This window comes from Kineococcus deserti (assembly GCF_050871945.1).
GTDB lineage: Bacteria > Actinomycetota > Actinomycetes > Actinomycetales > Kineococcaceae > Kineococcus.
Window position 1 is genome coordinate 49,907 of the sequence record NZ_JBJLSI010000030.1, and the last position, 11,731, is coordinate 61,637.

Annotated in this window: 11 protein-coding genes and 1 rRNA gene; 1 reads left to right on the forward strand and 11 read right to left on the reverse strand. The window is 76.0% G+C overall.

What is annotated here, in order from left to right; translation table 11 throughout:
* Position 1 precedes the first annotated feature (1 nt).
* From ACRYR2_RS19510 to ACRYR2_RS19555, 10 genes are all read right to left on the reverse strand, one after another.
* Positions 2-1,618, reverse strand: coding sequence for a lipid II flippase MurJ (locus ACRYR2_RS19510; RefSeq protein ID WP_432564549.1), 1,617 nt, complete (start codon positions 1,616-1,618; stop codon positions 2-4).
* A gap of 7 nt (positions 1,619-1,625) precedes the next feature.
* Entirely contained in the window at positions 1,626-2,468 is an 843-nt protein-coding gene (locus ACRYR2_RS19515) for a hypothetical protein (protein WP_432564550.1), read from the reverse strand.
* A complete protein-coding gene (locus tag ACRYR2_RS19520; protein WP_432564551.1) occupies positions 2,465-3,433 on the reverse strand; it encodes a copper transporter in 969 nt (322 codons plus the stop codon). Before ACRYR2_RS19520 ends, ACRYR2_RS19515 begins: the two co-directional genes overlap by 4 nt.
* Positions 3,434-3,485: 52 nt before the next feature.
* Positions 3,486-4,709: a putative cytokinetic ring protein SteA gene (steA, locus tag ACRYR2_RS19525; protein WP_432564552.1), complete on the reverse strand. Its 1,224-nt coding sequence runs from the start codon at positions 4,707-4,709 to the stop codon at positions 3,486-3,488.
* Between the two features lie 11 nt (positions 4,710-4,720).
* Complete coding sequence (recN, locus tag ACRYR2_RS19530; protein WP_432564553.1) at positions 4,721-6,598, reverse strand: DNA repair protein RecN; 1,878 nt, start codon at positions 6,596-6,598, stop codon at positions 4,721-4,723.
* 4 nt (positions 6,599-6,602) lie between these two features.
* On the reverse strand, positions 6,603-7,541 hold the full coding sequence (locus tag ACRYR2_RS19535; RefSeq protein ID WP_432564554.1) for an NAD kinase: 939 nt from the start codon (positions 7,539-7,541) through the stop codon (positions 6,603-6,605).
* Entirely contained in the window at positions 7,538-8,350 is an 813-nt protein-coding gene (locus tag ACRYR2_RS19540) for a TlyA family RNA methyltransferase (protein WP_432564555.1), read from the reverse strand. The genes ACRYR2_RS19535 and ACRYR2_RS19540 overlap by 4 nt, the downstream gene beginning before the upstream one ends.
* 1 nt (position 8,351) lies before the next feature.
* Positions 8,352-8,558, reverse strand: coding sequence for a hypothetical protein (locus ACRYR2_RS19545; RefSeq protein ID WP_432564556.1), 207 nt, complete (start codon positions 8,556-8,558; stop codon positions 8,352-8,354).
* A 120-nt stretch (positions 8,559-8,678) separates the two neighbouring features.
* Positions 8,679-9,764 (reverse strand): HAD-IIA family hydrolase, encoded by a 1,086-nt coding sequence (locus ACRYR2_RS19550; RefSeq protein ID WP_432564557.1) that lies wholly within the window; start codon positions 9,762-9,764, stop codon positions 8,679-8,681.
* Positions 9,761-10,177, reverse strand: coding sequence for a tetratricopeptide repeat protein (locus ACRYR2_RS19555; RefSeq protein ID WP_432564558.1), 417 nt, complete (start codon positions 10,175-10,177; stop codon positions 9,761-9,763). The genes ACRYR2_RS19550 and ACRYR2_RS19555 overlap by 4 nt, the downstream gene beginning before the upstream one ends.
* Before the next feature lie 82 nt (positions 10,178-10,259).
* On the opposite strand from ACRYR2_RS19555, the gene ACRYR2_RS19560 reads away from it, so the two are divergent.
* Positions 10,260-11,468, forward strand: coding sequence for a DUF1015 family protein (locus ACRYR2_RS19560; RefSeq protein ID WP_432564559.1), 1,209 nt, complete (start codon positions 10,260-10,262; stop codon positions 11,466-11,468).
* Between the two features lie 142 nt (positions 11,469-11,610).
* Here the strand turns inward: ACRYR2_RS19560 and rrf are convergent.
* Positions 11,611-11,727, reverse strand: a 5S ribosomal RNA gene (rrf, locus tag ACRYR2_RS19565).
* Between the last annotated feature and the right edge of the window lie 4 nt (positions 11,728-11,731).

An 11,731-nucleotide genomic window follows, 5' to 3' on the forward strand; every position in this document is an offset into this window, starting at 1 on the left:
GTCACCGGCGGACCACCCGCCGCACGTTGCGCGCCAGGGCGCCCAGTTCGGCCGGGGCGCCGAGGCGGGCCACGGCCAGCCAGACGAGCGCGGCCAGGGCGGCGATGAGCACGCCCTGCGCCACGGCCGCGACGACGTCCTGCAGCCGCCACCACGCCCCCAGCAGGCCGCCGGCGCTCCCCGCGACCGCCGCGGCCAGCACGGCGGCCACGGCGACCCGGCCCAGGCCCGTCAGCGCCCCCGGAGCGGCCACGTGCACCGCCCGCAGCAGGAGCACGCCGGCCAGCGTCAGGCCCAGCGTGTGGGCCAGGGCCAGCGCCCCGACCACCCGGTCGGCCGGCAGCAGCAGCGGCAGCACGAGGACCCCGGCGAGCACGACGACCCAGCCGGTCACCGTCCCCAGCGCAGCGCTGCGGCCGGCGCCCAGCGTGTACAGCGCCCGGGTCAGCAGCGCCACGAGCCCGTACCCGAGCAGGCCGGGCGCGAAGAGGACCAGGGCCACGGCGAGGTCGGCGGTCTGCCCCGAGCCCACCCGCCCGGCGACGAAGACGACCGCGACGGGCGCGGCGACCGCCGCCAGCACCGCCGCCCCCAGGGAGCTGACGAGCAGCACCGTGCGCACGGCGGGCGCGAGCAGGGCGGCGAACTCGGCCCGGCCGGCGTCGGCGGCCTGCGCCAGCCGGGGGAAGACCGCCGTCGCGACCGGGACGGCCAGGACGGCGTAGGGCAGCAGGAACATCGCCCACGCGTAGCTCCACCGGTTGATCGCGCCGGCTGCCCCGTCGTTGGCGACGACGGCGGCGGCGACGGTGACGACCTGCTGGGCCAGCAGCACGGCCAGCCCGGACAGCGCCAGCGACCGCAGCCGGGGCCAGTCCCCCGGCGCCGGGCGCAGCGCCGGCCGCCACCGCACGGCGCTGCGCAGCGCCGGGGCGTGGGTGGCCGCGAGCGCCAGGACGCCCAGCGTCGTGCCGCCCGCCAGCACCGCGACCGCCGTGCCCGGGACGTCGGCGAGGTCGCCGCGCACGACGGCGGCCGGGACGATCGCGCCGACCACCAGGTAGCTGGTGCCGACGACGAGGCTGGAGACGAGCGGGGCCGCGGCGGGGGCGGTGAAGCGCTGCTGGGCCTGCAGCACCCCGGCGAAGACGACGGCCACGGCGTACAGCGGGACCTGCGGCAGGAAGATCCACAGCATGACGGTCCCGGTGACCAGGACCTGGTTCCCGCACTGGCCGACGGCCGCGCCGGCCAGCAGCGCCTCCACGACCGGCCGGGCCAGCAGGGCGGTCAGGGCGGTGACGAGGAGCAGGACCAGCACGCTCCAGGTCAGCGCGGCCGAGGCGGTGCGGGAGGCGGCGGCGCGTTCGCGCGGGTCCTGCGAGGCCAGCCGCGAGGACAGCAGCGGCACGAGCACCCCGGCCAGCGCGCCGCCCGCGACCACCTCGAACAGGACGTTGGGCACCTGGTTGGCCGTCTGGTAGGCCGTGCCCAGGCAGGTGTCGCCGACGGTCTGGCTGAAGGCGAACAGCCGGGCGAACCCGGCGACGCGGGCCAGGACCGTCAGCAGCGCCACCGATGCGGCGGCCGCCGCGATCGAACGGGTCCGGGTGGTCACCGGCGGCTCATGGACGGCCCAGCCGGTCGAGTTCGCGCAGCACCGGCACGGCCTCCACGACGCGGCTGAAGCTGATGCGCTCGGAGGCCAGCGTCAGGGCGACCACGACGCCCAGGGCCACCGCCCGCCCCGGCCGGCGCCACCGGCGCAGCGCGGCCACGCCGAGGACGGCGCCGAGGGCGTTGGCCCCGGTGTCCCCCAGCATGCTGCGCCCGGCCAGGTCGTCGGGCAGCACCGCCGAGCAGGCGCCGACGACGGCGGCCGCCGGCGGACGGGCGGCGGCGGCTCCGGCGCTGCCGGGCGCGCCCACGCTCAGGGAGGCCGCGACGACGGTCGCGACCTTGGCGGCCCGGCCCGGGCGCAGGTCGAAGAGGTTGAGCAGGTTGGCCGACCCGGCGACGAGGGCACCGGCCAGAGCCGTGTCCACGACCTGCGCCGGCGTGCGCGGGCGGTCCAGCACGACCGCGGCCAGCACGCCGGTGGCACCGATGCCGAGGACCTTGACCGCCCCGGTGGTGACGCGGCCGCGGCGCAGCGCCGCGAGGTGACCGCGCAGCCCGCGGGCGCCGGCGTCGCGGTCACCGGCTCGTTCGGTCAGGTCGTCCAGGGCACCGAAGCCGCCGGCGCCGACGGCGGCCAGGACCGCCGCGGCGCGCGTGCCCGGGGCGGTGGCCAGGCAGCCGGCGGCCAGCGCCAGCGCCACCGTGGGGCCCTCCAGGAGGGTGACCGTGCGTCCCGCGTGGTTCGTGCGGTCCCAGCGCTCGGCACCCCCGGGCGGGTTGTGCCGCAGCAGGGCTCCCGCGCGGTGGCCGGCGCCGCGGGCGGCGGCCAGGGCCAGCGGCGCCCTCACGGTGCGGCCGCCGGCAGCGGCGGGCTGACCGCGGTGGCCGAGCCGGCGGTGCCGTACTGGCCCGCTCCCCCGGACAGCTGCTGGCGCAGCGCCAGGACGACGTTGACCTGGCCGATCGGGGAGTCCAGGCCGTCGACGCTGCTGACGGCGTCGGCCACCTCGCCGTCGGCGCGCAGGGCCGCGATCGGGCCTCCGTCGCCGGCGGCCTCGGCCGGGCCGGCGAGCACCGCCCCGGCGCTGGCCGCGTCGAGCGCGCGGGCCAGGGCGGTCCAGGCGGCGTTCGTCGCCTGCACCTGGTCGTCGGTGACGTCGCTGTCGGGCGCACCGCCGACGACCAGGGCCAGGGTGCCGCGCGTGGCGGCCACGTCGGTCCCGTCGCGGACCTCGACGAGGCCGGCGTCGGCCAGGGTGGCCAGGACGGCGGCCGCGGCCTCGTCCGGCTGGCCCGTCTGCGCGAGCTCGGTGGTGACCAGCGCGCGGGCCAGCTCGGCGGCCAGCAGGTCCTCGGTCCCGGCGTCGGCGGCAGGTGCGGTGGTCAGCTGCCCGACGAGCCCGGCGGCGACCCCTTCCCGCTCCCCTGCCGCCGTGGGGTCGGTCCACTCGTCCTGCACGGTGACCTGCGCCGCGACGGTGGCGCCAGAGGCCTCCAGGACGTCGATCACGGCGTCGACCTGGCTGGAGTCGGCGCCGGGCAGCTCGACGATCGAGACGCTGCGCCCACCGAGCTGACGGGCCACCAGGGCCGGGGCGACGGCCTCGGCCCAGGCGTCCTGGGACTCGGCGGTGGTGAGGGCCTCGTCCCGCTCGGTGCGCAGCTGGTTCTTCTCCTGGGTCAGCTGCCGGACCTGGTCGGTGATGCCGGTCGAGATGCCCTCGTTCAGCGGCCCGGCCCCCAGGACGATGCCGACGGCCAGCGCGAGGAACACCGACACCAGTGAGACGACGTGGTACCGGAAGTCGATCACTGGTCATCCTGTCGGTCGTGGGCGGTGCGGGAGCGGTGGGGCACCGGGCGGCTCACGGTCCCTCCCCCGGCAGCAGGCCGACCAGGCCGGCCCACAGGTCCTCCAGGCGGGCGCCGGTGACGGCCAGGATCGCCTGCCCCGTGGGGGTGACGAGCAGCGCGGCGACCAGGGCCAGGATCCCGGCGAGGACGAGGACGAGGACCTGCCTGTCCGACACGCGGGAGCGGTACAGCCGGGAGACGCCCTTGGCGTCGACGAGCTTGCCGCCCACCCGCAGCCGGGTCAGGAACGTGCTGGCCATGCCGGCGCGGCCCTTGTCGAGGAACTCCACGAGCGTGACGTGGGTGCCGACGGCCGCGATGAGGGTCGCGCCCTTGTCGTCGGCCAGCAGCATCGCGACGTCCTCGCTGGTGCCGGTGGCCGGGAACACCACGGCGTCGATGCCCAGGGACCGGACGCGTTCCAGCCCCGGGGCACGGCCGTCGCGGTAGGCGTGGACGACGACCTCGGCCCCGCTGCGCAGGGCGCTGTCGGAGACGGAGTCCATGTCCCCGACGATGAGCTGCGGCTTGTACCCGGCCTCGAGGATGGCGTCGGCCCCGCCGTCGACCCCGATGAGCACGGGTTTGTACTCACGGATGTAGGGCCGCAGCGTGACCAGGTCCTCCTTGTAGTGGTACCCGCGCACCACGATGAGGACGTGCCGGCCGTCGAGGTCGGTGCGGATGTCGGGCACACCGACCCCGTCGAGCAGCAGCTCCCGTTCACGACGCAGGTACTCCATGGTGTTGGCGGCGAACGCCTCCAGCTGCAGGGACAACCCGGCACGGGCGGCCTCGGAGTCCGCGGCGACCAGGTCGGGGGTCAGCCGCCGCCCGCGGGCGACGATCCGGCCCTCGGCGCGCAGCACGTCGTCGGTGAGGGTTCCGCTGGCGCCCTCGGACAGGTTCGCCATGACCTCTTCGCCGACCTCGTCGAGGACGGGGATCCCGGCTTCGACGAGGATCCCCGGGCCCAGGTTCGGGTAGCGGCCGGAGGTGCTGCGGGAGGCGTTGACGACGGCGGCCGGGGCGCAGGCGACGAGGGCCTCGGCCGAGACGCGGTCGAGGTCGAGGTGGTCGATGACGGCGATGTCGCCGGGTTTGAGCCGCTTGGTCAACCGCTTGGTGCGCCGGTCGACGCGCACGGTGCCGGTGACGGCCACCTCGTGGGCCGCCTCGGCGGTGGAGCCCGACGTCGCCAGGTCGTCGCCGCGCGTTCGCCGACGCCTGATCACTGTCGAACTCCTCACCCCTGGGTCCGGCGGCTCCCGGACCGAGACTTCTTCTGCGTGCTCCCACGAGCGGTGTCACCGGCCACCTGCGAGGTGGCGGCGCTCGATCGTCCCACGGACGCGGCACCGCCTCGGGACGCACTCGCCGCGCGCTTGGCCTTCGGCCGCTTCGGCGCCCTGTCCTGCACGGCTTCTGCACGCGATGACCGCAGCAGCTCCTCGGCGTGGGCGTGGGCGGTACCCGACCCCCGGCCGGACAGCATGCGGGCCAGTTCGGTGATCCGGCCCTCGTCGTCCAGCCGGACCACACCGGACTCGGTGACGCTGCCGTCGTCGGTCTTGACGACGGTCAGGTGCGCGTCGGCGAAGGCGGCGACCTGGGCGAGGTGGGTGACGACGACGACCTGGGTGCTGGCGGCCAGCCGCGCCAGCCGGCGGCCGATCTCGACGGCGGCCCGGCCGCCGACGCCGGCGTCGACCTCGTCGAAGACCATCGTCGGCACCGGGTCCGCACCGGCCAGCACGACCTCCAGCGCGAGCATGACCCGGGACAGCTCACCGCCGGAGGCGCCGCGCGACAGCGGTCGCGGCGCGGCACCGGAGTGCGCGGCCAGGAGCAGTTCGACGCTGTCGCAGCCCCACGGGCCCAGCTCCTGACCGGTGTGCACGGCCGCCTCGATGCGCGCGCTGGGCATGGCCAGCGCCGTCAGCTCACCGGCGACCCGTTCCTCCAGGTCGGTGGCGGCAGCGCGGCGGGCCGCGGTCAGCCGCCCGGCCAGGGCGCGCAGTTCCTGCTCGAGCTCGTCGCGCTCCTTGGCCAGCGCCTCCAGCCGGCCGTCGTCGTCGAGGTCGAGCAACCGTTCGGCGGCCTCCCGGGCCCAGGCCAGGACACCGGCGACGCCGTCGGCCGGGTCGGCGTGCCGCCGCACGAGCGCGCTCAGCTGTGCCCGGCGCTCCTGGACGACGGACAGCCGCAACGGGTCGGCCTCCAGGGACTGCGCGTAGGTCGCGACCTCGGTGGCGAGGTCGGCCAGCAGGTAGGCGACCTCGCCGGCGCGGGCGGCGAACCCGGCCAGGACGGTGTCGTGGTCGCCGGCCGAGGCCAGGGCCCGACGGGCGGCGTCCACCCGGCTGTCCGCCCCGCCCTCGCCCATGCCCTCGCTGCCCGCGGCCTCACCGGTCAGCGCCTCGTGGGCGGTCGCCGCCGCGGTGCGCAGGACCTCGACGTGGGCCAGCCGCTCGGACTCCTCGCGCAGGGCGACGTCCTCCCCGGGCTGGGGGTCGACACGTTCGACCTCGTCGAGCCCGAGGCGCAGCAGCTCGGCCTCGCGGGCCCGTTCGGCGGCGTGCCCGGCGACGTGGTCGTGCTCGCCGCTGACCGCGCGCCAGCGGGCGTGCAGCCGCTGGTACGTCTCCAGGTCGCCCGCCACCGCCGGCCCGGCGAACGCGTCGAGCACGCGCAGTTGCTGGACCCCCGAGCGCAGCCGGAGCTGGTCGGTCTGCCCGTGCACGGCGATGAGGTGCTCGGAGATCTCGGCCAGCACGCCCACGGGCGCGCTGCGGCCCCCGACGTGCGCGCGGCTGCGGCCGGAGGTCGACAGGGTGCGCGCCAGCAGCAGTTCGCCCTCGTCGAGGTCACCGCCGGCCTCGCGGGTGCGGGCGGCGACCGGTCCGTCGTCGGCCACCTGCAGCCGGCCCTCCACGACGGCGGCGTCGTCGCCGGCGCGGACGGCTCCGACGTCGGCCCGTTCGCCCATGAGCAGGTTCAGCCCGGTGACGACCATCGTCTTGCCGGCGCCGGTCTCCCCGGTGATGACGGTCAGCCCCGGCCCCAGCGGGAGCCGGGCGTCCCGGATCACGCCCAGGGAGCGGATGTGCAGCTCCTCGATCACACGCTCACCCTCCCTCGGTGGACCGGGGCCCGCGCCAGCCGGAGACCGGCAACCCGAACTTGGCGACGAGCCGGTCGGTGAAGATGCCGGTGCTGAGCCGGGCCAGCCGGATCGTCTGGTCCGAGCGTCGCACCTCGATCCGGGCTCCGGCCGGCGCGGTGAAGGTGCGCCGGCCGTCGCACCACAGGACCCCGCCGTCGCCCATGCTGCGCAGGACGTCGACACCCACCACGGACGTCGGCGCGATGACCAGCGGCCGGGCGAACAACGCGTGCGCGCTGATCGGCACGACCAGCAACGCCTCGACCTCGGGCCAGACCACCGGCCCGCCGGCGGAGAACGCGTAGGCCGTCGACCCCGTGGGGGTGGCGGCGATGACGCCGTCCCCACCGAAGGTGCTCAACGGGCGGCCGTCGACGTCGACGACCATCTCGAGCATCCGCTCGCGGTTGCCCTTCTCGACGGAGACCTCGTTGACCGCCCAGGACGAGGCGGTGACCTCGCCGTCGACGAGCACCCGCACGTCGAGGGTCATGCGCTCCTCGACGCGGTAGTCCCCCGCCACGACCCGGGCGACGGTGCCGACGATCTCCTCGCGCTCGGCCTCGGCGAGGAACCCGACGTGGCCGAGGTTGACCCCGAGCAGCGTGGTGTCGGTGCCGCGCACGAGTTCGGCCGCACGCAGGATCGTGCCGTCGCCGCCGAGCACGATGACCATCTCGGCGCCGTCCACGGCCCCGTCGAGGTCGCACTCGTCGACGAGGCCGCGGTCGGCCACGGACAGGGCCGAGGCTTCCTCGCTCACCATCAACGTGCGGATGCCGGCCTCGTGGAAGCGGTGCACGACCTCGGTCAGGGCGGCGATCGCCTCCGGCCGGCCGGTGTGCGCCAGCACCAGGACGCTGCGGGTCGCCTCCGGGCGCGCGACCGCTCCGGCGCTCACGACAGCCCCGCTTGCGGGCCCTCGGCGATGGCGCGGGCCAGGTCGTCCTCGGCGAGCGCCGGAGCACCGGCGGCCAGGTGCAGGAAGTACTCCACGTTGCCGCTCGGCCCCGGCAACGGGCTGGCGGCGACGCCGCGGACGCCGAGGCCGAGGGCGGCGGCGGACGTGGCGACGGTGCGCACGGCGTCGGCGCGCAGGTCGGCGCTGCGCACGACACCGCCGGCGCCGAGCGCCTCGCGCCCGACCTCGAACTGGGGTTTGACCATCAGCACGTGCTCGGCCTCCGGGGTGACGCACCGCACCAGCGCGGGCAGGACCAGGGTGAGGGAGATGAAGGACAGGTCGGCGACCACGAGGGAGGGCGCCGGGGCGATCTGCTCGGGTTCGAGCGTGCGCACGTTCGTGCGCTCCAGGACGGTGACCCGTTCGTCGGTCCGCAGCGACCAGGCGATCTGCCCGTAGCCGACGTCGACCGCGACGACGTGAGCCGCGCCGCGGCGCAGCAGCACGTCGGTGAACCCGCCCGTGCTGGCGCCGGCGTCCAGGCAGCGACGGCCGGTGACGTCGACGCGGAAGGCGTCGAGGGCGCCCACCAGCTTGTGCGCCCCGCGCGAGACGTACTCGTCCTCCTCGCCGGCCTCCTCGACGACGATGGCGGCGGCCAGGTCGACCTGGGTCGCCGGTTTGGCGGCGGTGGCGCCCGCGACGCGGACACGACCGGCGGACACGAGTTCGGAGGCGTGCTCGCGCGAGCGGGCCAGCCCACGACGGACCAGCTCGGCGTCCAGACGCAACCTGCGGACGGCCACCTCAGTCCTCCGCGCCGGCCAACCGCCGGCGCAGCGCGGCGTCGACGGCGGTGTAGACCTCGACGTGCTCGTGGACGCCGAGCGCCTCGAGGCCGTCGAGCCGGGCCAGGGCCTCGTCGAGGGCGCGGTCCTGCTCGGAGTCGGGCTGCTCGCCACCCGCGGGGTCGGGGGGCAGCTGCTCGCAGGAGAGCTGCGCGTGGTCGGTCACGGGCGTCACGCTACAAGCCGACCACGACAGCGCCCCGCGCGCAGTCCACAGCCGCGTGTTCGACCGGTTGCTCGACCGGTTGCTCGACGCGGCCCGCCGGGACCGGAGGCGGCCGGCCGCTCAGGAGGGTGTCGCGACCGTCGCGGCGACCGCCGCGACACCTCCGGTGAGGTCGACGGTGAGTCCGCTGTCGGTGGCGGCCCAGACGGCGGCGGCCGCCGCGCGCAGCACGTCCAGCCCGTCGGGGCCGGCCGCGCCGTCCAGGACGCGCAGGCCGTCGGTTCCCACCTGCACCCGCGCCGACCGGCAACGGCCCGTCGTGGTTCCGTCCTGCACGGTGGTCTGCACCGCCGGGTGCACGTCGGTCAGGGAGCGCAGGTCGTGGCCGACCTGGCTGGGACGCTCGTGCGGGGCGGCGGCGAGCAGCTCGACCACGCCGGTCACACCCGTGAGCACCAGCAGCCCGGCCAGCCCGGCCGTCCGGGCGCCCTGCAGGTCGGTGTCGAGCCGGTCGCCGACGACGACGGCGCGCTGCGCCCCGAGGCGGGCCACGGCCGCATCGAACAGGGCTCGCTCGGGTTTGCCGCACACGACGTCGGGACGGCGGCCGGCCGCGCGGGCGACGAGGTCGACGAGCAGCCCGTTGCCGGGAGCCGGGCCGCCGGGAGTGGGCACCGTCGCGTCGAGGTTCGTCGCGATCCACGGCAACCCCGACCGCACGGCGTGCGTCGCCTCGGCGAGCTGCGCCCAGCCCAGGTCCGGCGAGAACCCCTGCACGACGGCGACGGCCTCGTGCCGGTCGTCGGTGGCGCGCAGCCCGACCTCGTCCAGCGCGACCCGCAGGCCCGTTCCGCCGACGAGCAGGACCGGCGCCCCGGGCGTGAACCGCCCGGCGAGGTGGTCGGCGGCCGCCTGCGCCGAGTTGACGACGTCTTCGTCGGCGGCCGGCACGTCGAGGTCGCGCAGGTGGGCGGCGACGGTCGCCGGCGTGCGGGAGGCGTTGTTGGTGATGAACCCGAGCCGGTGGCCGGCGGCGACGGCGGCCTGCAGGGCCTGCGGCGCGTGCGGCACCGCGTGCGGTCCGACGTAGACGACGCCGTCGAGGTCCAGGAGCAGGACGTCGTGCTCCTCGAGCAACGTCGAAGCGGTTCCCCGCAGGGTCGGGTGCGGGTGCGCGCCGGACTGGGCGCTGACGGTGGTGCTCACGGACTCCCCGGGCTCTGCCGTGCCTTGAGGGTGGCACGGACCTGTCGCAGTCGATCGGCGTACTCGGGCCGGTCCGGACGCATCGCGTGCGCCATCGCGAGGTGCTCGGCCGCCAGGCCGAACCGTCCGAGGCGGCTGAGGCACAGCCCCAGCCCGAAGTGAGCGTAGTCGTCGGCCGGACGGGCGGCGGCGAGGTCCCGGAAGGACTCCTCGGCCCCGGCCACGTCACCGGAGTCGTACTGGGCCCGGGCCAGCGCCTCCAGGACGCCGGTCGAGTGCGGCTCCTCCGCGTGGGCCCGCGACAGCAGGGTCGCCGCGGCCGCCGCCTCGCCGTCGGCCAGCAGCGACAGCCCACGCTGGAGCCACTCGTAGGGACCTCCGGTCGGCCGTCCCGTGGAACGGGACTCGGGCATCACGGACCTCCCAGGGTCGAAGGGCGCATCGAACGGTCAGGACTGCGGGACGAGCCACCACACCGACCGTAGGATGCGACGGGTGGACAGTGCACGCACAGGAGCGCGCACCCCGCGCCACACCTGCGCCAACACCACCTCCGACGAGGTCCTTCCCGCCGGGCCGCTGCTGCGGCCCTTCGCCGGTCTGCGGTACGCGCCGGCGGTGGCCGGTCCCCTGACGGGATTGCTGGCGCCCCCGCACACCGAGCTGGACAAGGCCTCGCGCGCGGCCTTCCTCGCGTCCTCGCCCTTCGTGGTGACCCACCTCGAACGGCCGGAGTACAGCGAGGGCACCGGCCCGGAGGTCCACCGCTGGCTGGACCGGGGAGTGCTGACGCAGGACCCCGCAGGCCTGTACGTGGTGCGGCAGCACCGCGACGGCCGGGTCCAGCACTACCTGCTGGGCGCCCTGCCGGTGGTCCCGGGGGACTCGCGGGTCCACCCGCACGAAGGTGTCTTCGACCAGGCCGTCGCCGCTCGCCTGCAGCGTCTGGACGAGACGGGCGTCGACTCCGAGCCCGTCCTGGTCGTCGACAGCGATCCGTGGCCCGTCCCCTGGACGCGGCCGGAGGACCTCGGCGCGCTCGTCTCGACGGCGCGCGACTCCACGGGCGCACCGCTCGTGGAGGTGTTCCACCTCAGCGATCCCGAGGTCGTCGACCGCGTCGTCGTGGCCTCCGCGACGCACCGCTTCGTCATCGCCGACGGCCATCACCGCTACGCAGCCGTGCGGCGCGCGGCCCGCCGGAGCGGACACCCGGAGGGTCTGCTGGTCGCGGTGGTCGACGAGACGGTCGAGCCGGTCGACCTGCAGGCGCTGCACCGCGTCCTGCCGCTCACGGCCGCGGTCGCGGTCGTCGAGCAGGCACCCCGGACGGTCGACGTGGTCGTGGACGACCACGACGACCTGCAGGCGGTGCTCGCCGGTCTCGGCGCCGAGCAGGCGCTGGTCCTGCTGCCCGGTCGGGCGGTCGTGGTGGACTGCCCGGAGCCGGAGGGAACCACGGTGGGCAGCGGAGCGTGGGTCGACACGGTCGTGCGCGCCGGTGGAACAGCCGCCGACAGCGTTCGGTACCAGGCGGACACCCGGGCCGTGTGGGCCGCCGTCGGCGCCCGGGCAGCGGTCCTGCTGCCCCGGCCGACGATGCGGGACTTGCATCGAGTGGTCGGTCGAGGGCTGACGTTGGGGCGCAAGACGACATCGTTCCGCCCGAAGCCGTTGGCCGGCGCGGTCATGCGATTGCGCTGAGCGACGTTCGGAGCACGTCGAGCGGCGCGTCGGAAGGGGCTCGGCGGAGCACGATGAGGTGCAGAAACACGTGTGGGGAGCGGCCCCTTCCCCCTGAAAGGAGAAGGGACTGCTCCCCACAACGCTCACTCAAAGATTGAGTGGCCGGCGGTGACCTACTCTCCCACCCAGTCTCCCGAGCAGTACCATCGGCGCTGGTGGGCTTAGCTTCCGGGTTCGGAATGAGACCGGGCGTTTCCCCACCGCTATGACCACCGGACCAC

Coding starts and splice junctions, on each gene's coding strand:
- ACRYR2_RS19555 (WP_432564558.1), bottom strand. CDS start 10,177: ATGCCCGAGTCCCGTTCCACGGGACGGCCGACCGGAGGTCCCTACGAG.